Here is a 20,835-nt window from a genome sequence, read left to right as displayed (position 1 = left end):
CGTATGCCTCGGGTTACGGGGCTTCGAACAGGTACGCCGTGATCGTCACGGTCGATCCGCGCTTGAGTGACGTGCCTGCGACCGGGTCGGTGGCGTCGACGGTCAGCAGCGGGCTGCCCCAGTTCGGTTCGGCGATGTCGCTGACCACCTCGACGACGAAGCCCGCTTCTTCGAGCAGTTTCTTCGCGGCGGCCACGTTGTCGTCGATGACGTCGGGCACGTCGACGAGGTCGACACCCTTGGAAACGACGAGGCTGACGGTGTCCGTCGGCCGGAGGGTGCCCTCTGGGAGCTTCGCAGAAATGACGAGGCCCTTGTCGATGGTGTCGCTGAACGCTTCGGCGACGTCCTCGGCGACGACGAGGCCGCTCTCGGTCAGTGCCGTCCGTGCAGCATCGGGGGAGAGCCCGACCACGTCGGGTACCGCGCCCGCCGAGACGACGAGGTCGACCGTCTCACCCTGGAGGATGGTTCCGCCTGCCGAGTAGTCCGCACCGCTGGCCGGGTCAGTGGCCGAGATCACGGCACCGGCCGCGACGTCGGCGTTGAACTGTTCGTCCACAGCGCCAAGCGTGAGCCTGTTGTCGGCGAGGAAGGTCTCGGCATCCGTCCTGGCCATGCCGGCGAGGGCAGGCACCTGGACCTCCTGCCGGCCGAGGGAGATGTTGATCGTGACCGTGCTGTCCTTGCCGACCTGGGTGCCTGACGCCGGGTCGGTGCTCGACACCAGCCCTGCGGCGACGTCGAAACTGTTCTCCTCGCCCTCGACCACTTTCAGACCGAGGTCGGTGAGCGTCTCCGTCGCCTCTTCCGGGGTCTGGCCGACGAGGCTCGGGATGAGCACCTGGGAGCCGGGACCGGCGCCGAAATACCAACCGGTGCCCCCTGACACGGCGGCGAGCAGAAGCACGAGGGTGAGGATCCACCAGCCCTTCGCCCGGCGCTTCGCCGTCTTCGTGCGCAGTGCGCCGACCGCGTCGAGCGGGGCGACGGGGTCCGTCGACATGTTCGCGGAGGTGAGGGCCTGGGTGAACTCGGCGGTGTCGCTGATCGGCGCGGCCGCCGGCATGAGCATGGTCGGGTGGTGGGCGGTCGCAGCGCCACCGAAACCGAGCTGCTTCTCCACCTCCCGGAGGCGTTCGAGGAGTTCCCTGGCGTCGCTGGGGCGCTCGTCTGGCGACCGTTCGGTGGCCCACAGCACGAGATCGTCGAGCGGGTCTGGCACCGATGGGGTGACGACGCTCGGCCGGGGCACCGACTCGTTGGCGTGCTGGTAGGCGATCTGCATCGGCTGTTCGCCCTTGTAAGGCTGTTCTCCGGTGAGCATCTCGTACATCATGATGCCGAGTGCGTAGATGTCGCTCCTGGCGTCTGCGACGCCGCGGGTGACGAGCTCGGGGGAGAGGTACGCGATCGTGCCGAGGAGCGACTGCCCGGTCGCGGTGTTCGCGCTGGCCGCGCGGGCCAGCCCGAAGTCGCTGATCTTGATTCGGCCGTCGTCGGCGAGGAGCACGTTCTCTGGTTTGAGGTCACGGTGGATGATGCCGGCGCGGTGTGCGGCCGCGAGGCCGCTGGTGACGGCGTCCATGATGTCGACCACCTGGCGTGGGGTCAGCTTGCCGTGGTCGCGGAGGAGGTCGCGGAGGGTGATCCCAGGCAGGTACTCCATCACGAGGTAGGCGAGGTCGGAGTCCTGTCCCTGGTCGAACACACTGACCACGTGCGGATCGGCCAGGCGTGCTGCCGACCTGGCCTCCTGGACGAAACGGTTCCGGAAGTTGCTGTCGTCGGCGAGATGCCCGTGCATGACCTTGATGGCGACGCGGCGTTCGAGACGACGGTCGGTGGCCAGGTAGACCGTTGCCATCCCGCCGCGCGCGATCCGCGATCGCACCTCATAACGGTCGTCGATGAGACGACCGATCATGGGGTCGGTCTGCTGGCTGGTGGTCACGCTTTGAATTGTATGGAGCGGCGTGCGTCGAACGCTGACAAAACACCGGCGGAGCCCGCAATGGCGCGAGATTCGTGACCGGATCGTGAGAAAGTCACGCGGGCGCCGTCACCGGCGCGGTCAACCCAGCTGGCTGAGCCAGGCGCGCGCCGACGTCTCCCACTTCGCATAGGCGTCAGGGTGAGCAGATTTCTGGACGGCCTGCGCCGCTGCGGTGACAGACATCGAGGTCCAGCCCGGGATATCGAGCAGCCCGATCGTCAGGCCTGTGTTCGGGTTGGACGAGCCGCCGAAGAAGGCCTTGGTCGCCCTGACAGGGTCGAGCACCTGAGCCGGTGTTCCCCAGCCCTGACTCGGTCGCTGCTGGAACAGTCCGAGTGAATCCCGATCACCGAACTGCACGTTGCGCAGGCTGGACTCCTGTGCGGCAGCCGCGAGGGCGATCACGATTCCGGCGTCGCTCACCCCCAGGCTCCTGGCGGTCTGAACGATGATGAGGGCGTTCGCGGCCATCTCACTACTGAGCGGCGTCACAGCCCCGGCCGACGCGTGCGGGGTCGGAACCGGCGCCGCCGCAGGCGGCGAGACGGGGGCGGCCGCCTTCGGAGTTGCATGCGCACCGGCAGCGGGAATCACCAGGGACTGGCCGGGGTAGATGATGCTGGCCGAGCCGAGGCCGTTGGCCGCGAAGATGGCCGAGATGCTCACGCCGTGTGATCCGGCGATGCCGCTCACGGTGTCGCCTGAGACGACGGTGTAACTCGTCGATGGCCCGGGTGCCGGCGCGGGGGCCGGTGCGGTTTTCGCCGCGGGTGGAGCCGGCGTCGCGGTCGCGCCGGTGAGTTTGAGGACCTGGCCAGGGAAGATCAGGCTGGACCAGCCGAGGCCGTTGAGGGCGAGGACGGATGCCGTGGCGAGGCCGAACCGGGACGCGATGGTCGAGACGGTGTCGCCAGAAGCCACCGTGTATTGGGCCGGGGGAGCCTGAACCGCGGCGGGTGCGACGGCCTGGGGCTTCGGGGCAGGGCTGGGCGCGCTCGACCTGGGCTTCGACGCGTGGGGCGAGGCGATCGCTTCAGACGGCAGGGCGATCTGCATGCTCGCGGCGAGGGAGCCGCTGAGGATGATCGGAAGCGTCAGGTTGCGCGCACGCTGGCGCACGTCGACCGCTGGCCGTGAGGTCGGTGTTCGTTGCGCCATTTAATGGCCCCCATTCGTGTGACATTCGACCCTCAGGGTGCCATACAGGCGCGGCGGGAGTCAATCACTGTGACTAATGAGGTTTGGCGTAACACAACCGAAACAATGCGCTGGGTCCGCCCGGCCGAGTCGACGTGTCACACTCGTACCGTGACACATGTGTATGCAGAACGACAGTGGCTGACCATCCCCGACCTGGTCGAGAAGCTCGGCCTGACCCCCAGCAGGATCCGGCGCCTCGTGGAGGAGCGTCAGCTCCTCGCGGTGAAGATCGACGGTGTCCTCAGCGTCCCCGCCGACTTCCTCGACGAGGAGGACCTGCCGCTGAGCGAGTTGCGCGGGACCCTCTTCGTGCTCGCCGACGCGCGGTTCACCGATGACGAGGCCATGGAGTGGATGCTCAGCACCGAGGAAAGCCTCGGTGCCGCTCCGATCGACGCGTTGAGGGCCGGCCGGAAGGCCGAGGTCCGCCGCGTCGCGCAGGCCCTGGCCTGATCGACGTCCGACCGGTTGCGCGTCTCGCCTAGTACGTGCGCCGGGTGACGGCATCCGCCATCGTGTGCAGGCGGGCGATCGCCTCGTCGGACAGCGGCGCCCCGTCCAGGGCGGCGCCGGCGGCGGCGACGTTCTCGGCGATCATCGCCTCCACCTTGTCGACCGCTCCTGAATCCCTGATGGTCGCCTGAAGCGAGGAGATCTGCTCAGGGGTGAGGTCCGGATCGCCGAGGAGCTCATCGAAGATCCGGCGAGCGGTCGGCGGCAGTGCCGCCCGGGTCAGGGCCACCAGGACCGTGCGCTTGCCTTCGAGGAGGTCGTCGCCGCTGGGCTTCCCCGTCACTGCCGCGTCCCCGAACACGCCGAGGAGGTCGTCGCGCAGCTGGAAGGCGATGCCGAGGGGCAGGCCGAAGGCGCGCAGTGCGGCCACCTGCTCATCGGTGCCTCCGCCGAGCAGGGCGCCTATCGCCAGCGGGCTCTCGATCGAGTACTTCGCGGACTTGTAGATGAGGACCTGGGTGGCACGGGCCAGCTGTTCGTCCTCGCCGTGGGTCCGCCACGCCCGCTCCTCGAGGATGTCGAGGTACTGTCCGGCCGTCACCTCCGAGCGCATGCGGACGAATTCGGATCGCGTGGCGCGTGCCACCTCGGGCGAGCAGTCGGAGAGGCCCTCGTCGAGCAGCTCGTCGCTCCAGCCGAGGAGGAGGTCGCCGAACAGGATGGCTGCCGCCCGGCCGTACTGGTCACCGTTGCCTGCCCAGCCCTGGACGCCATGCAGGGTTTCGAATCGCTTGTGAGCGGCAGGCGCACCGCGTCGCGTGTCCGAGTTGTCGATGATGTCGTCATGGACGAGCGCCGCGGCGTGGAAGATCTCGAGGGAGCCGGCCACGGAGACGATCGATCCGAGTGCGTCCTCCGACGAAACCGATGCGCCGGAAACGCTGTTCCAGCCCCAGTAGCAGAAGCTCGCCCTGAACCTCTTGCCACCGCTGAGAAACTCCCGAGAGAACAGGGAAAACGGGGCGAGGTCCGATCCGACCTGAGCGAGAATGGACTCCTGCGACGTCAGGAAAATGTCGATCCGCGACTGGACCAGATCGTTGAGGTTGACGGTTTCACTCACAGCGCTAGCCTAGCCATCTGAGCATGGCTAGAATTGCAGCGATGGACCTGCGTCGCACCCGAGTTGGAGGGGAACATCATGCCACTGTCTGAACAGGAGCAACGGCTTCTCGATGAGATGGAGCGCAACCTCTACCGCAACGACGCCGACTTCGTGTCGACTGTCGGAGACCGGCGGGGTCGCCCCACCTATCGAAGCATCGCGCTCGGAAGCGTCATCACCATCGTCGGTGCGATCGCCCTCGTCCTCGGAGTCGTCCTCCAGGCGCCCGTCGTCGGCATCGTCGGATTCGGTGTCATGCTCGCCGGCGTGATGGTCGCCATCACCCCGGGCAAGGTGAGCGCAGACGCCTCGGGCGATCGCGAAAGCTTCCCTGCCTCCGCCCAGAGTTCGACCAAGGGGTCCACGACGTTCATGGACCGGATGAACAACCGCTGGGACAAGCGCCAGGACGACCGCTAGGCGGATCCTCCACTTTCCACCCCACCGAACTCCACTTCCCACCCACCCCGCACCACGCACACAGGGTCGACCACATGGTCGGCCCTTTTTTTGTGCCCGGAAACTCCCGCCAGGGATGCCGTGATGTCCGCCTTCGTTCGGTTGCGCCGCTTCACGCCCAATTTCCTTCCCAGCTGCTCCATTTCCCTCCACCCTTCTCTGCGCCGCCATTCCGGGGGACAAGGCGCTCAATTTGCCGATTTTCCCTGATATTCGTGGAATTGTGGTGCAAAGTGGAGTAAAGTGGAGAACACCTGAAGGTTGGCCGGAACGAGAGGGGGGACGTTGCGATGTTTCTTGGCACGTACGCCCCCAAGCTCGACGAAAAAGGCCGCATCATCCTGCCGGCCAAATTCCGTGACGAACTCGCAGGGGGAGTGGTGATGACCCGCGGCCAGGAACACTGCGTCTACGTGTTCAGCACCCGGGAGTTCGAGTCCCTCCACGAGAAGATCCGCCAGGCTCCTGTGACGAGCAAGCAGGCCCGCGACTACCTCCGCGTCTTCCTCTCCGGAGCAAGTGCTGAGACCCCCGACAAGCAGCACAGGGTCACCGTCCCCTCCACTCTCCGCAGCTACGCCGGCCTCAGCCGTGACCTCACGGTGATCGGCGCCGGTTCCCGTGCCGAGATCTGGGACACCGAAGCGTGGGAGACCTACCTGGCCGAACAGGAAGCCGCATTCTCAGACACCGCCGAGGAGGTGATCCCCGGACTCTTCTAGTCCCTGTGACCTGACTCCCAGCCGTTCACGCGCCCTGACACACTTCCCCGGTGCCAGGTCGGAATGGATGGGGATCAGGCCACACGGCCTCTCCGGACACATCATGGAACTCGACAACATCCACACCCCCGTCATGCTCGACCGTTGCATCGAGCTGCTCGGCCCGGCCATCGGCCGCCCGGGCGCCGTCCTCGTCGACGCCACCCTCGGAATGGGCGGCCACGCCGAGGCGTTCCTCGAGCGCTTCCCCGATCTCGTCCTCGTCGGCCTTGATCGCGACCTCGACGCCCTGGCGATCGCCGAGGAGCGGCTCAAGCGATTCACCGGACGGTTCCACCCCGTGCACACGGTCTACGACGGCATCCGCGAGGCACTCGACGGCCTCGGGATCGCTGAGACCAGCGGAATCCTGTTCGACCTCGGTGTCTCATCCCTCCAGCTCGACCGCGTCGACCGTGGCTTCTCCTACTCACAGGACGCTCCGCTCGACATGCGAATGGACGCGACGAGCGAGCTGACGGCTGCACACATCCTCGCCACGTACCGCGAAGGCGACCTCCGTCGCATCTTCGAGGACTACGGCGAGGAGAAACTGGCCGGCAGGTACGCCCGCAAGATCATCGAGGCACGTGCGGTCGAACCGATCACCAGGTCCGGCCAGCTCGTCCAGCTGCTGCAGGAAGCCACCCCTGCAGCCGTCTCACGAGCAGGACACCCGGCGAAGCGGGTCTTCCAGGCTCTCCGGATCGAAGTGAACACCGAGCTCAGCGTGCTCAGGACGGCCGTCCCCGCTGCCCTCGACACGCTCGAGGTGGGCGGCCGCATCGTCGTGCTCTCCTACCAGTCGCTCGAGGACCGCATCGTCAAGCGCGACCTGCAGGCCGCTGCGGCGTCGACCTCACCGGCCGACCTGCCCGTCGAACTGCCCGAACACTCCGCCCGCTTCAAGCTCCTCGTCAGGGGAGCCGAGCTGGCCACAGACGCTGAAAAGGCACGGAACCCGCGCGCAACACCCGTCCGGCTGCGCGCGGCTGAACGACTGAAGTTGAGGAACACATGAGCGCGACAGCAGTTCACGACCACCTGGCGTTCGCACCCGCTCCACGGGAACACGCGCCCCGACCGGTCCGCGCCGTCCCGGCGACAGCAGCACGCAAGGCCCGACCGAAGCTGGCATACGCCGTCGTCGCGGTCTCCGGTGTCCTCGTCATGGTCGTCGTGCAGCTGCTCCTCAGCGTCGGCCTGAGTCAGGGCGCCTACGAGATCTCGTCGCTCCAGCGCGAGCAGACCACGCTCGGCTGGCAGCAGCAGTCGGTGTCAGACGACCTCCTCGAGGTGTCGTCACCCCAGTACATCGCCGCGAACGCTCAGGCACTCGGCATGGTCATCAACGGCACCCCTGCCTACCTGCGCTTGTCTGACGGCGCGGTCATCGGCGTCCCTGCGGCGGCCACTGCTCAGACCGAGATCCCGGTCGGGGCTTCGACCCTCGTCGCCAACTCGCGGATCGACGGCGTACCACTGGTGACCGTTCCTGGTGCGAGCGTGGAACCGGATGCCGGGAACACGGGCGTGGCAACCGGCGACGAGCCGGTCGCGCCCATATCGTTGGAAAACGGCATTCCCGCGCCCCAGACCCGCTAGGCGCCTGATTCCCGGATGTCACGGTTCAAAGGACGACGCGTGGTGAAGCACTCACTTTCGACACGACGGCGGGTGACCGTCGCGATCCTCTGTGTCGTCGTGATCGTCGGTGCCTTCGTGGTCCGCCTCGTCGACATCCAGGTCGTCAGGGCCAACCAGCTCGTCACGGCCTCCCTGTCGAAGACGAGCGGCGCAGGCACGATCTACGCGCCTCGGGGCAACATCGTCGACACCAACGGCGTCCTGCTCGCCGGCAGCGTCACCCTGTTCGACGTCACCATCTCACCGAAAGACGTCGACGACGTCAGCCGCACGGACGAGAACGGTGACAAGATCACCGTGCCTGTCGCTGACGCCCTCGCCGAAGTCGCCGCCATCACCGGTCAGAAGGCCGCTGACCTCCAGGCGGTCGTGGACGACGCCCTGGCGCAGGATGCCTCGGCGAACTTCGCCTACCTCGCCCGCGGGGTCGACTACGAGACCTACCAGGCGCTGAACGAGCTGAAGAAGCAGGGCACGTGGTGGATCTACACCCAGCAGACCTCGGGGAGGACCTATCCGAACGGTGCCGTCGCCGGGAGCATCCTCGGCTACGTCGGCAGCGACAACAGCGGGCTCGGCGGTCTGGAGATCGCCCAGGACTCCTGCCTCACCGGTGAGAACGGCCAGCAGGCCTTCCAGCGCAGCAAGGACAACGTCGCGCTGCCGGGGACGACGGTCGTCACCAAGGAGGCCAAGCCGGGTGGAGAGCTGAAGCTCACCATCGACAGCGACCTGAACTGGTACCTCCAGCAGCTCGTCGCCTCGCAGGTCCAGGCACAGGGCGCGCAGTGGGGGACCATCACGGTCACAGAGGCGAAGACCGGCAAGATCCGTGCCATCGCCGAGGCCCCGTCCCTCGACCCCAACGACATCTCGGCGACGCCGGCGGACGGTCGCCGGTCGTACGTGTTCCAGAACCGGTTCGAACCGGGCTCGGTGTTCAAGCCGCTCACGGCGGCATCCCTCATCGACGCCGGCCTCGCCACCCCTGCGTCCCAGGTCGTCGCCGACTACCGATACCACCCGGAGAACGGGGCAAGCATCAAGGATGCCCTGCCGCACGAACGCCAGCAGCTGACCCTCGCCGGGGTACTCCAGACCTCGTCGAACACGGGCACCAGCCAGCTCGGCGAGAAGCTCAGCCCCGAGAAGCGGTACGACTATCTCGACGCCTTCGGGATCGGCCACAAGAGTGTCATCGGTTTCCCGGGGGAGCAGCAGGGCACGCTGCACCCGTGGCAGGAGTGGGACAACCAGACTTACTACACCACCATGTTCGGCCAGGGTGTCGACGTCACCGGCATCGAACTCGCCGGCGCCTACCAGGCACTCGCGAACAAGGGTGAGAAGCTCCCGCTCCAGCTGATCGAGGGCTGCACGTATCCCGACGGCACCGTCACCGAGGTGCCAGAAACCCCCGAACCCGTGCGGATCGTGTCCGAGAAAGCCGCCCTGGAGACCCTCGGGATGATGGAGACCGTCGTGACCGAGGGGTTCTGGTCCGAACAGCTCGAGATCCCCGGCTACCGGGTCGCAGCGAAGTCCGGAACGGGTGAGCAGATCATCGCCGGTATACTTCAAGACACGTTCTTCTCATCGATGGCCGGAGCATTTCCGGCAGACGACCCCGAGTACGTGGTGACCGTGACACTCAAGGATCCGCTCTACAAGCGCTCGAGCGCCGCAGCGGCACCCGTGTTCAAAGAGGCCGTCCTCCAGGTGATCAAGAAGTACGGCATCCCGCCGTCGTCCACCCCAGGCGCGGACTACCCGGGCACCTACTAACCCATGCGCGCGGGACCATTCACACTCGCGCAGGCCGCACAGACCCCGTCGTGCCGGAAAGACATTTTTTCATGATTCGTTTGACCCTGTCCGAGATCGCCGACCGGCTGTCCGGTAGCATCCACCCCTCGGGAACCGACGCCTCAGGCGACACCGTCGTCAGTGGCCCCGTCGAGACCGACTCCCGCGAGATCGTGCCTGGAGGCGTCTTCGTGGCCAAGCGCGGCGACGACACCGACGGACACCTCTTCGTCGGAGCTGCCGTCGAACGAGGTGCAGCCCTCGCCGTCGTCGAGCACCCGGTCGACGACGCCGTCGCGCAGATCGTCGTCGAGGATGCCGTGACGGCGCTGGGCGAGCTCGCCCGATTCGTCGTGGAACGCGTGCGTGCCGCAGGCGACCTCACGGTCATCGGGATCACCGGATCCAACGGCAAGACGACCACCAAGAACATGCTCGAAGCCATCCTCTCCGCCGAGGGCGAGACGGTGGCGCCGATCCGCTCCTTCAACAACGCCGTCGGGGCCCCGACGACCATGCTCAGGGCGACGGAGTCGACCAGGTTCCTCATCGTCGAAATGGGGGCAAGCGGCATCGGCGACATCGCCAGGCTCGTCGCCATGGCGAAGCCTGACATCGGTGTCGTCCTCAAAGTCGGGCTTGCCCACGCCGGCGGTTTCGGCGGGATCGAGTCGACGCTGCGGGCGAAGACCGAAATGGTGACGGATCTCGCCGACGGCGCCGTCGCCGTCCTCAACTCCGACGACCTCCGGGTCGAGTCGATGGCGGACAAGACCCGCGCCAGGGTGCTTCGCTTCGGCCAGGAGGACGCCGCAGACGTCCGTGCGACCCTGGTGTCCGGGTCCAGGACGGGAACGACGTTCACCGCGCAGGTGCCGGGGGAGGATCCGGTTCAGATCCGGCTTCGCGTCCTCGGCGAGCATCACGTGATGAACGCGCTTGCCGCGATCGCCGTCGCACACACCCTCGGCGTCCCTCTCGTTCGTGCAGCAGCTGCGCTCGAAACCCTCACCAGGGCCGAGCGCTGGAGGATGGAAGTCCTCGGCGGGCGCGACGACGTCACGATCATCAACGACGCGTACAACGCCAGCCCCGACTCGATGTCGGCCGCCATCAAGACACTCGCGCAGATCGCGGAGCCGGGAAAGCGGACCATCGCCGTCCTCGGGGCGATGAGCGAACTCGGTGAGTATTCCGGCGAGGAACACGATCGCATCGGGCTCCAGCTCGTCCGTCTCAACATCTCCCGCCTCGTCGTCGTGGGTGCCGAGGCCCGCCGGATGCACATCAGCGCCATCAACGAAGGCTCGTGGGACGGCGAGAGCGTGTACTTTGGCGATATGGATGCGGCCTACGACTATCTCGCTGCAGAGCTCACCCCGGGGGACACGGTGCTCGTGAAATCCTCCAACTCTGCGAAACTGCGATTCCTGGGCGACCGATTAGGAGAACTGTTCTCGTGGTAGCACTTCTCACGGCCGGCGCCCTCGCGATGGCCTTCTCGCTCTTCCTCACCCCGCTCTTCGTGCGCCTGTTCAAGAAGCTCGAGTGGGGCCAGTTCATCCGCGACGACGGACCGAAGTCCCACCACGCGAAGCGCGGAACGGCGACGATGGGCGGGATCGTCATCATCGCGGCCACCCTGTTCGGATTCTTCACGGCGATGCTCATCACCGGTGACGCGATCAGCGTGTCTGCGCTGCTCGTGCTGTTCATGATGGTCGGGCTCGGCATCGTCGGCTTCATCGACGACTTCACCAAGACGCGTAAACAGCGGAGCCTCGGGCTCGGCGGCTGGGCGAAGATCTTCGGGCAGGTCGTCGTCGCGGTGAGCTTCGGCATCCTCGCCATCAGCTTCCCAAGCCCTGAGTCCATCACCCCTGCGTCGACCGCGATCTCGCTGACCCGCGATCTGCCCCTCGACTTCCTGATCCTCGGCCCGGTCATCGGCGTCGTCCTGTACCTGTTGTGGACGAGCTTCATCGTCACGGCGACCTCGAACGGAGTCAACGTCACCGACGGACTCGACGGGCTCGCCACCGGTGCGTCCATCCTGGCGATCGGGTCGTACATCGTCATCGGGTTCTGGCAGTACAACCAGTCCTGCTTCGGATCCGCCCTCGCCGAGGAGGTGGCGTACAAGTGCTACGAAGTCCGCGATCCTCTGGCGCTGGCGATCGTCGCAGCCGCGATCTGCGGTTCGCTCATCGGCTTCCTCTGGTGGAACACGTCGCCGGCGTCGATCTTCCTCGGTGACACCGGTTCGCTCGCCCTCGGTGGTGCCCTCGCCGCTCTCGCGATCCTCACCCGCACCGAACTGCTCCTCCTCCTGATCGGTGGCCTGTTCGTCATCGAGACCGGCTCGGTGATCGTCCAGCGTGCGTACTTCAAGATCACCCGCGGCAAGCGTATCTTCCGGATGAGCCCCATCCACCACCACTTCGAGCTCAAGGGCTGGGCCGAGATCACTGTCGTCGTCCGGTTCTGGATCGTCGGGGGCCTCCTCGTGGCCGCCGGAGTGGGAACCTTCTACCTCGAATGGATCCTGAGATAGCACCATGACGAACCGACTGGACACCCTGACCAGCTGGCACGCCGATTGGACGGGACTCCGCGTGGGAGTCCTCGGCCTCGGCGTGACCGGATTCTCGGTCGCAGACACCCTCGCTGAGCTCGGCGCAGACGTCCTCGTGGTCGCCTCGGTGGCCGGGGACGACCACGCAGGTCTCGTGGACGTGATCGGCGCCAGGCTGGTGCAGAGCGACCTCGCCGAAGCCCCTGCAGAGCTCATCGACCACCGCCCGGATGTGCTCGTGGTGTCGCCCGGTTTCGTGCCCACCCATCCGATCCTCGGCTGGGCCAGAGACGCCGGTATCCCGGTCTGGGGCGACGTCGAGCTCGCCTGGCGGGTTCGCGACAAGGTCGGTACCCCGGCCGAGTGGATCCTCGTCACAGGGACCAACGGCAAGACCACGACCGTGCAGCTCACGGCAGCCATGCTCGCCGAGTCCGGCCTCCGCGTCGCGCCGTGCGGCAACATCGGTGTGCCCGTCCTCGACGCCATCCGGGACCCCCAGGGATTCGACGTGCTCGTGGTCGAGCTGTCGAGTTACCAGTTGCACTACCTCGGCGGGCAGGCCGGTCCTGACAAGGTCACCCCATTCTCGAGCGTGTGCCTCAACATCGCAGACGACCACCTCGACTGGCACGGCTCGCTCGAGGCATACATCGACGCCAAGGCCGAGGTGTACTCCCGCACGCGGGTGGCCTGCGTCTACAACCGGTCAGACGCGGTGACCGAGGAAATGGTCAGGCGAGCAGACGTCGAGGAGGGTGCCCGCGCCATCGGCTTCGGGCTCGGCGTCCCCGGACCGAGCGATCTCGGCATCGTCGAAGGCATCCTCGTCGACCGTGCCTTCCTCGAGGAGCGGTTCACCTCTGCACTCGAACTGACGACGATCGACGAGCTCACCGGTGTCGGGCTCGCCGCCCCGCACATCGTCGCCAACATCCTCGCGGCCGCCGCCCTCGCGCGGTCCTTCGGCGTGACACCTGCCGACATCCGCCAGGCACTCCTCGGCTTCGCCCTCGATGCGCACCGCATCCAGCTCGTCCTCACCGCAGGCGGCGTCGGCTGGGTCAACGACTCCAAGGCCACGAACCCGCACGCGGCGGATGCCTCCCTGCGCGCGTACCCCTCTGTCGTCTGGATCCTCGGAGGGCTGCTCAAAGGGGTCGACGTCGGCGAGCTGGTCTCCCGGCACGCCGACAGGCTTCGCGGCGCCGTGATCATCGGCATCGACCGTGTCGCCGTCCGCGCCGCATTCCAGCGACACGCCCCTGAGGTCCCGGTCTTCGAGGTGCAGGCGGATGACACTGAAGACGTCATGACGGAGGCCGTCGAACTGGCGTCAGCACTGGCTGCATCCGGCGATGTCGTCCTCCTGGCTCCGGCCGCGGCATCCATGGACCAGTTCGCGGATTACGCCGAACGGGGCAGACGATTCACCGAGGCCGTGCAGCGACGATGGGGAGGGTTGAACGATGAGCGCCCCGACGACCAGCCGCCCGCGTAGCGACGACGGCGCAACCTCCTCCCGCATCTCACTCGGCCGCGTGCTGACCGCCCAGTCACGCAACTACATGCTCGTGCTCGGCACGACGCTCTTCCTCGTCGCAGTCGGACTCGTGATGGTGCTGTCATCGTCCTCAGTCGACTCGTTCCTCGACAACAAAGGATTCTTCGGCGGGTTCTGGAAACAGGCCACGTACGCCGTCGTCGGCATCCCGATGATGCTCGTCATCAGCAGGGTCCCCGTGCGGTTCTGGAAGCGCTGGGCCTGGCTTGCCCTGGCTGGCGCGCTCGTGCTGCAGCTGCTCGTCTTCACTCCGCTCGGCATCGCCGAAGGCGGTAACCGCAACTGGATCGCGGTCGGCCCGATCAGCGGTCAGCCGTCCGAGCTGCTCAAGCTCGCCCTCGCCCTCTGGCTCGGTGCCGTCCTCGGCAGGAAGATGCACCTCCTGGCCGACTGGAAGCACGCACTCATCCCTGTCGTCCCCATCGCGGTGCTCTCTCTCGGGCTCGTCCTCGCCGGTCACGACCTCGGAACAGTCGTCATCATGGCCGGCATCGTCATCGGGGCGATGTTCTTCGCCAACGTCAGGCTCCGCTTCCTCGCCGTCCCCGTGCTCGGCGGGCTTCTGCTCTTCTTCGTCATGGCCGTCATCAGCCCCAACCGGATGGCACGGATCATGACGTTCCTCGACGAGGAATGCCTCGACTACGAGAACCTCTGCTGGCAGCCGCTGCACGGCACATGGGCGCTGGCCAACGGGGGAGTGTTCGGTCTCGGACTCGGCAACTCCCGTGAGAAGTACTCGTGGCTGCCTGCAGCGAGCAACGACTACATCTTCGCCATCATCGGCGAGGAACTCGGCCTCATCGGGGCCGTCGTAGTCCTGGTGATGTTCGTCCTGCTCGCCGTCGCGTTCGTCCGGGTCATCCGTTCGAGCACCGACCCATTCGTCCGCATCGCCACAGGCGCCATCATGGTCTGGATCATCGGACAGGCCTTCGTGAACATCGGAGTCGTCCTCAGACTCCTCCCCGTGCTCGGCGTCCCCCTACCGTTCATCTCTGCAGGAGGAACCGCTCTCTTGACCTCGCTCGCCGCCATCGGAATCGTGCTCTCGTTCGCCAGGGAGCAGACCGCCCCCCGTCGGATCTCCGACGATTGGAGCCGGTCGTGACCTGCTACCTCCTCGCAGGCGGAGGGACAGCCGGGCACGTCAACCCGCTGCTCGCCGTCGCCGACGCCATCACAGAACGCGAACCGGATGCCACGGTGCACGTGCTCGGGACGAAGGAAGGCCTCGAGGCGCGCCTCGTGCCCGCCCGCGGGTATGACCTCCTCACCATCGCCAAACTGCCCTTCCCGCGCCGGATCAACCGGAAGGCCCTGAGCTTCGGATCCCGGTTCTCGGCCGCCGTCCGCGAGATCACCGCGATGATCGCCGAGCACAAGGTCGATGTCGTCGTCGGATTCGGCGGATACGCCGCAGCCCCCGCCTACCTGGCCGCGCGCCGGGCAGGCATCCCGCTCGTCGTCCACGAGGCCAACGCGAAACCGGGCCTCGGCAACCGCCTCGGCGCCCGCTTCACCCGGTTCGTCGGCGTGGCCTTCCACGGGACACGGCTCCGTCACTCCCGATTCGTCGGGATGCCGCTGCGCCGGGAGATCGAACGTCTCGACCGGGACGCCGCCAGGCCTGAAGCCCGCGAACTCTTCGGCCTGGCCGAGGACCGCAGGACGCTCCTCGTCACAGGGGGGTCGCTCGGCGCCAGGCGCGTGAACGAGACCGTGTTCGCCGCCAGGCAGGCGATCATCGATGCGGGGTACCAGATCCTCCACGTCACCGGCGACCGCTCCGAACTCACCGATCCTGGGACACCGCACTACGTCATGCTGCCGTACTGCGACCGGATGGACCTCGCCCTCGCTGTCGCGGACTTCGCGGTCTCGCGGGCAGGCGCAGCAACCGTGTCTGAGCTCTCCGCCCTCGGCATCCCCGCAGCATACGTGCCGTACCCGGTCGGGAACGGCGAACAGCGGTACAACGCGGCAGACGCGGTCAACGCGGGCGGTGCCGTGATCGTGCTCGACGCCAAATTCACTCCCGAGTGGATCGAGTCCTCCCTCGTTCCCCTCCTCACCGACCGGATGCGGGTGCAGGACATGGCCGTCCAGTCCCGGCTGATGGGCACCCTCGAGGGGTCGGCCAGAATGATCGACCTCGTCCACGAAGCCATCGCAGCGCGCTGACGTTCAGCCACGTGCGTTATAACTGAACATTCAGCGGAACCAGCAACACAGAACAGAGAGACACCCAGCGTGATCAAACCCGACTTCAGCATCGAGATCCCTGACGACCTCGGCACCGTGCACTTCGTCGGGATCGGAGGGTCCGGGATGAGCGGCATCGCCCGCCTGTTCCTCGGCGCAGGGCACACCGTCACCGGGTCAGACGTGCGCGACTCCGCCAACATCGAAGCGCTGCGGGAACTCGGCGCGACGATCAGCATCGGTCACGACGCCGCAAACGTCGGCGACGCAGACACCCTCGTCGTCACGAGCGCCCTCTGGCCGACCAACCCCGAGTACGTCCTCGCCCAGGAACGCGGGCTTCCCGTACTGCACCGCTCGCAGGCCCTCGCCTGGTTGATCAACAAACAGCGGCTCGTCGCCGTCGCCGGCGCGCACGGCAAGACCACGTCCACCGGCATGATCGTCACAGGACTGCTCGGCCTGTCCGAGAGCCCCAGCTTCGTCAACGGCGGCGTGATCGAGTCGCTCGGCGTGTCCAGCGCCCAGGGCACGGGTGACCTGTTCGTCGTCGAGGCGGACGAATCCGACGGCTCCTTCCTGCTGTACGACACCGCCGTCGCGCTGATCACCAACGTCGACGCCGACCACCTCGACCACTACGGCTCGCTCGACGCGTTCGACGACGCCTTCGTAGCCTTCGCCCAGAAGGCATCCGAACTCGTCGTCATCTCCTCAGACGACCCGGGGGCAGTCCGTGTCACCGCCAAGATCGACGGTCCGCGCGTCGTCACGTTCGGTGAGGCCGCAGACGCCGATGTTCGGGTCCACTCGATCACCACGGAGGGTCCTGTGTCGTTCGTCGTGAGCTTCGAGGGGCAGGACAACGGCGCCACCCTGCGCGTTCCAGGTCGTCACAATGCCATCAACGCCGCCGGTGCGTTCGCCGTGCTCGTCGGGCTCGGGTTCGGAGCGGCGGAGTCGCTCGCGGCCATCGCCGAATTCGGCGGGACGGAGCGACGGTTCGAGCTGCACGGAACCGTCGACGGTGTCAGCGTGTTCGACGATTACGCCCACCACCCGACCGAGGTCGCCGCGGCACTCTCCGCAGCTCGGACGGTCGTCGGCGATGGACGAATCATCGCCGTCCACCAGCCGCACCTCTACAGCCGTACCCGCCTGATGGCAGGCGAATTCGCCGAGACTCTGGAATCGCACGCAGACCAGACCATCGTGCTCGACGTCTACGGCGCGCGTGAGGACCCGGAACCGGGCGTGACGGGTGCACTGGTCTCGGATCGGTTCACGGATGCCTCGAAGGTCGCGTTCATCTCCGACTGGCAGCAGGCGGCGGACTACGTGGCGTCGATCGCGAAGCCTGGAGACTATGTGATCACCCTCGGCTGCGGTGACGTCTACCGGATCGTTCCCCAGCTGCTCGGCTCACTCAGCGCCACCAGGGACTAACCGATGAAACGGCCCTCAGGGTTCACCCCGCAGCGACCGTCGACACCGGAGCCAACCACCAGCGAGCCAGAGCGCCCCGAGCGCCATGCGCGATCGGGCGACGCCGACCGGATCGCCGCGGAAAGGAACCGGACGGCGAAGGAGCCGGAACTCACCGCGCCGATCCCGTTCACCGTTGCTCCCGCCTCCCCTGTGCGCACTCCGGGCCTCCGCGAGGCCCGCAAGCAGCGCAAGCGGGTCGAGCGTGCAGAGGTCAAGCGCTTCACCGCCCACTCCCGTCGTCGCAGGCGAACCTGGCTGATCGTGGTCGGCGGCGTCGTCGGGCTCGCGCTGCTCGCCTGCGCCCTCGCGTACACTCCGATCCTCTCGGTGAGGACCATTCAGGTCGAGGGTGCCGAACGGGTGAGTTCTGACGCCATCGTCGCCGACCTCGCCGGACAGCTCGGCTCGCCCTTCCCCATGGTCGACGAGAGCGCCATCAAGGCCGCCCTCGTGACCTATCCGCTCATCGAGTCATACTCGGTCGAAGCGCGTCCGCCGAGCACGCTGGTGGTGCGCCTCGTCGAACGCACTCCCGTCGGCGCGGTGGCGACAGGAGACGGCTTCACGATCGTCGACGCGGCAGGGGTGGTCATCGAATCCGGGCCCAACCGGCCCGCGACCTTCCCGCTGATCGCGGTCGACGGGGGAATCGAGGCGGACGGCTTCACACCGGCGGCCGAAGTGCTGCGCGCACTGCCAGACGATTTGTTCGCGAGGGTGGATTCCGTCACCGCGACGACGACCGACGATGTGCGGTTCACGTTGCGGGAGAGCGACACCACCGTTGTCTGGGGGAGTGCGGAAGAGGCAGGGCTCAAGGCCTACACCCTCACTGCGCTCATGAAGGCCCAGCCCGGTTTCGAAGAGTACGACGTCAGCTCGCCGAGCGTCGCCGTCGTTCGCTAGCTCCCAGCGGATCGAATTCAGCCCAGACTTCGCGACACGCGGGGTGCGCTCCCGCATGCGACGGGGACTGCGCATAACGTCAGGTTCAAGAAATGCATACTGAGCATAACTTTAAACCTTAACCTGAGGTTGAGGGTTCTTTCCACCGGAGGCCGGACGTGACTACAAACCAGAACTACCTTGCCGTGATCAAGGTCGTCGGCATTGGCGGCGGCGGCGTCAACGCCGTCAATCGAATGATCGAACTCGGCCTTCGCGGCGTCGAGTTCATCGCCATCAACACCGACGCCCAGGCGCTGCTCATGAGCGACGCCGACGTGAAGCTCGACGTCGGACGCGAAATCACCAGGGGCCTCGGAGCAGGTGCGGACCCCGAGGTGGGCCGCCGCGCAGCCGAGGACCACGCCGAGGAGATCGAAGAGGCACTCGCCGGTGCCGACATGGTCTTCGTCACAGCGGGTGAGGGTGGAGGAACCGGCACAGGTGGTGCCCCCGTCGTCGCCAGGATCGCCAAGTCCATCGGCGCACTCACCATCGGTGTGGTGACCAAGCCCTTCGGCTTCGAAGGCCGTCGCCGTCAGGCGCAGGCCGAGCTCGGCGTCGCCAAGCTCAAGGAAGAGGTCGACACCCTCATCGTCGTGCCGAACGACCGCCTTCTGGAGATCAGCGACCGCGGCATCAGCATGCTCGAGGCGTTCTCCACCGCCGACCAGGTGCTGCTCGCCGGTGTCCAGGGCATCACGGACCTCATCACGACGCCCGGATTGATCAACCTCGACTTCGCCGACGTGAAGAGCGTCATGCAGGGAGCCGGCTCCGCCCTCATGGGCATCGGGTCCTCCCGAGGCGCCGACCGTGCCATCAAGGCCGCCGAGCTCGCTGTCGCCTCACCGCTGCTCGAGGCAAGCATCGAGGGTGCCCACGGTGTGCTGCTCTCGATCCAGGGCGGGTCGAACCTCGGAATCTTCGAGATCAACGACGCGGCCAGACTCGTGCAGGAAGCCGTCCACCCCGAAGCCAACATCATCTTCGGTGCCGTCATCGACGACACCCTGGGTGACGAGGTCAGGGTCACCGTCATCGCCGCCGGCTTCGACGGTGGAGAGCCGCCGTCGCGCCAGGGTGAATCGGCTCGCGACGCCGTGATCAGCTCAGGCGGCATCCAGACCAGCGCCCCGGCCGCCGCTGCGACAGCCGCTGCTGTCGGCGGCAGCGACACAGCCGCAGGCGGCGCGGTGCTGACCGAGACGGCTCAGACCTGGAAGGTCACGGAGGAATCCCTCGCGACCCCTCCGGTGACGGCCGACCCGGCATTCGCTGACGAGGACGAACTCGATATCCCCGACTTCCTCAAGTAGGGATGCCGAACGACGACGAACAGGCGCTCGACCAGCTTTCGCTGGCCGGGCGCCTGGCGCGTATCCGTGCCGCCGTTGCGGATGCCGCGTCAGACGCGGGCAGGGACGCGACCGGGATCACGACGATCGTCGTGACGAAGTTCCATCCGGTCGGTCTGATCAGGGACCTGCACCGGCTCGGGGTCCTCGACGTAGGGGAGAACCGGCACCAGGAGGCAGCGGCCAAGGCGGCTGACCTCGCCGATCTCCACGATCTGACCTGGCATTTCGTCGGGCAGCTGCAGTCGAAGAAGGCTCGCCAGGTGGCCGCATACGCCGACGTGGTGCATTCGATAGACAGGCAGGCGCTTGTCGACGCCCTCAGCGCGCCACGGGCGGCACCACTGGACTGCTTCGTGCAGGTGAACCTCACGACCGATCCCGGCCGCGGTGGCGTGGCGCCCGTCGAGCTCGAGCCGCTTGTCGAAAGCGTGCTCGCCACTCCGGCGCTTCGTCTCCTGGGCGTCATGGCCGTCGCGCCACTCGGGGAGGAGCCGCTCGCCGCATTCGCGCGGTTGCGTGGAATGTCCGACCGCGTCCGCGCGCTCGACCCGGCCGCAGACAGGATCTCAGCCGGAATGTCCCACGACTTCCGCGAAGCCATCGCCGAAGGCGCGACACACCTTCGGATTGGGACCGCAATCACGGGTAACCGGCCGTCACCCGGTTAATCTCATAGAAGTAGGAACCGCACAAACGGAGGTAGCGATGTCCAACCCGCTGAAGAAGACCATGGTCTACCTTGGCCTCGCAGATGATGATCTCGAGTACGAGGAGCAGTCGAACGCCGCCCCCGCCGCGCCCGCTGCGTCGAACACGCACAACGCGTCGCACGCGAACACGCAGGGACCGACGCCGGTGCAGAACCGCGCTCCGGTGACCCCGCTGCGTCGCCCGACGGCGACCAAGCAGGCAGCCCCTGCTGAACTCAACGAGATCCTCACGGTGCACCCCAAGCAGTACCGCGACGCACAGGTCATCGCCGAGACGTTCCGTGACGGCGTCCCCGTCATCATCAACCTCTCGCAGATGAGCGAAGGAGACGCGAAGCGCCTCATCGACTTCGCCAGCGGCCTCTCCCAGGGACTGTACGGAAAGATCGAACGAGTCACCAGCAAGGTGTTCCTGCTCTCCCCGGCGCACGTCGCCGTGCTCGGTGATGCCGGCGGAGCTGCGTCAGATGCAGAGTCCACCTTCTTCGCTCAGCAATAAT

19 protein-coding genes are annotated in these 20,835 nt (G+C 66.8%); 16 read left to right on the top strand and 3 right to left on the bottom strand.

All coding sequences use genetic code 11. From position 1 onward, the window contains the following. Positions 1–13: 13 nt before the first annotated feature. Both pknB and AC1M2K_RS15035 read right to left on the bottom strand, forming a co-directional pair. Positions 14–1,954: a Stk1 family PASTA domain-containing Ser/Thr kinase gene (pknB, locus tag AC1M2K_RS15040; protein ID WP_480241558.1), complete on the bottom strand. Its 1,941-nt coding sequence runs from the start codon at positions 1,952–1,954 to the stop codon at positions 14–16. A gap of 120 nt (positions 1,955–2,074) precedes the next feature. Continuing rightward, a complete protein-coding gene (locus AC1M2K_RS15035; protein WP_480241557.1) occupies positions 2,075–3,154 on the bottom strand; it encodes a LysM peptidoglycan-binding domain-containing protein in 1,080 nt (359 codons plus the stop codon). A 150-nt stretch (positions 3,155–3,304) separates the two neighbouring features. On the opposite strand from AC1M2K_RS15035, the gene AC1M2K_RS15030 reads away from it, so the two are divergent. Further along, positions 3,305–3,649 carry an Rv2175c family DNA-binding protein gene (locus AC1M2K_RS15030; protein ID WP_480241556.1) on the top strand — a complete coding sequence of 115 codons (345 nt, stop codon included), beginning with the start codon at positions 3,305–3,307 and terminating at the stop codon, positions 3,647–3,649. Positions 3,650–3,677: 28 nt separating this feature from the next. Here AC1M2K_RS15030 and AC1M2K_RS15025 read toward each other — a convergent pair whose 3' ends face one another. Then, positions 3,678–4,772 carry a polyprenyl synthetase family protein gene (locus AC1M2K_RS15025; protein ID WP_480241555.1) on the bottom strand — a complete coding sequence of 365 codons (1,095 nt, stop codon included), beginning with the start codon at positions 4,770–4,772 and terminating at the stop codon, positions 3,678–3,680. Positions 4,773–4,850: 78 nt separating this feature from the next. On the opposite strand from AC1M2K_RS15025, the gene AC1M2K_RS15020 reads away from it, so the two are divergent. From AC1M2K_RS15020 to AC1M2K_RS14950, 15 genes are all read left to right on the top strand, one after another. Next, positions 4,851–5,234 carry a DUF3040 domain-containing protein gene (locus AC1M2K_RS15020; RefSeq protein WP_480236356.1) on the top strand — a complete coding sequence of 128 codons (384 nt, stop codon included), beginning with the start codon at positions 4,851–4,853 and terminating at the stop codon, positions 5,232–5,234. Positions 5,235–5,563: 329 nt separating this feature from the next. Continuing rightward, positions 5,564–5,995 (top strand): division/cell wall cluster transcriptional repressor MraZ, encoded by a 432-nt coding sequence (gene mraZ / locus AC1M2K_RS15015; RefSeq protein ID WP_480236357.1) that lies wholly within the window; start codon positions 5,564–5,566, stop codon positions 5,993–5,995. A gap of 103 nt (positions 5,996–6,098) precedes the next feature. Beyond that, complete coding sequence (gene rsmH / locus AC1M2K_RS15010) at positions 6,099–7,055, top strand: 16S rRNA (cytosine(1402)-N(4))-methyltransferase RsmH (RefSeq protein ID WP_480241749.1); 957 nt, start codon at positions 6,099–6,101, stop codon at positions 7,053–7,055. Continuing rightward, positions 7,052–7,639: a cell division protein FtsL gene (gene ftsL / locus AC1M2K_RS15005; RefSeq protein ID WP_480236358.1), complete on the top strand. Its 588-nt coding sequence runs from the start codon at positions 7,052–7,054 to the stop codon at positions 7,637–7,639. The genes rsmH and ftsL overlap by 4 nt, the downstream gene beginning before the upstream one ends. A 42-nt stretch (positions 7,640–7,681) precedes the next feature. After that, positions 7,682–9,466, top strand: a complete 1,785-nt coding sequence (locus tag AC1M2K_RS15000) for a peptidoglycan D,D-transpeptidase FtsI family protein (protein ID WP_480241554.1) — start codon at positions 7,682–7,684, stop codon at positions 9,464–9,466. 71 nt (positions 9,467–9,537) lie between these two features. Next, positions 9,538–10,953, top strand: a complete 1,416-nt coding sequence (locus tag AC1M2K_RS14995) for a UDP-N-acetylmuramoyl-tripeptide--D-alanyl-D-alanine ligase (RefSeq protein WP_480241553.1) — start codon at positions 9,538–9,540, stop codon at positions 10,951–10,953. Then, positions 10,947–12,041: a phospho-N-acetylmuramoyl-pentapeptide-transferase gene (mraY, locus tag AC1M2K_RS14990; protein WP_480236361.1), complete on the top strand. Its 1,095-nt coding sequence runs from the start codon at positions 10,947–10,949 to the stop codon at positions 12,039–12,041. Before AC1M2K_RS14995 ends, mraY begins: the two co-directional genes overlap by 7 nt. Before the next feature lie 4 nt (positions 12,042–12,045). Then, complete coding sequence (gene murD, locus AC1M2K_RS14985; protein WP_480241552.1) at positions 12,046–13,563, top strand: UDP-N-acetylmuramoyl-L-alanine--D-glutamate ligase; 1,518 nt, start codon at positions 12,046–12,048, stop codon at positions 13,561–13,563. Continuing rightward, positions 13,532–14,737, top strand: coding sequence for a putative lipid II flippase FtsW (gene ftsW / locus AC1M2K_RS14980; RefSeq protein ID WP_480236363.1), 1,206 nt, complete (start codon positions 13,532–13,534; stop codon positions 14,735–14,737). Before murD ends, ftsW begins: the two co-directional genes overlap by 32 nt. After that, the gene (locus tag AC1M2K_RS14975; RefSeq protein WP_480241551.1) at positions 14,734–15,810 is read left to right on the top strand and encodes a UDP-N-acetylglucosamine--N-acetylmuramyl-(pentapeptide) pyrophosphoryl-undecaprenol N-acetylglucosamine transferase; all 1,077 of its coding nucleotides are present in this window, start codon (positions 14,734–14,736) and stop codon (positions 15,808–15,810) included. The genes ftsW and AC1M2K_RS14975 overlap by 4 nt, the downstream gene beginning before the upstream one ends. A 69-nt stretch (positions 15,811–15,879) precedes the next feature. After that, positions 15,880–17,277 carry a UDP-N-acetylmuramate--L-alanine ligase gene (murC, locus tag AC1M2K_RS14970; RefSeq protein WP_480241550.1) on the top strand — a complete coding sequence of 466 codons (1,398 nt, stop codon included), beginning with the start codon at positions 15,880–15,882 and terminating at the stop codon, positions 17,275–17,277. Between the two features lie 3 nt (positions 17,278–17,280). Beyond that, complete coding sequence (locus AC1M2K_RS14965; protein WP_480241549.1) at positions 17,281–18,225, top strand: cell division protein FtsQ/DivIB; 945 nt, start codon at positions 17,281–17,283, stop codon at positions 18,223–18,225. A gap of 158 nt (positions 18,226–18,383) precedes the next feature. Continuing rightward, a complete protein-coding gene (gene ftsZ, locus AC1M2K_RS14960; protein ID WP_480236367.1) occupies positions 18,384–19,583 on the top strand; it encodes a cell division protein FtsZ in 1,200 nt (399 codons plus the stop codon). 2 nt (positions 19,584–19,585) lie between these two features. Then, on the top strand, positions 19,586–20,293 hold the full coding sequence (locus AC1M2K_RS14955; RefSeq protein ID WP_480241548.1) for a YggS family pyridoxal phosphate-dependent enzyme: 708 nt from the start codon (positions 19,586–19,588) through the stop codon (positions 20,291–20,293). A 37-nt stretch (positions 20,294–20,330) separates the two neighbouring features. Beyond that, positions 20,331–20,834: a cell division protein SepF gene (locus tag AC1M2K_RS14950; RefSeq protein ID WP_480236369.1), complete on the top strand. Its 504-nt coding sequence runs from the start codon at positions 20,331–20,333 to the stop codon at positions 20,832–20,834. Position 20,835 lies beyond the last annotated feature (1 nt).

The sequence above is a fragment of the Mycetocola sp. Y171 genome (assembly GCF_056713165.1).
The sequence above is the reverse complement of the archived record's forward strand: the minus strand, read 5'-3'. Positions and strand labels throughout refer to the sequence as shown.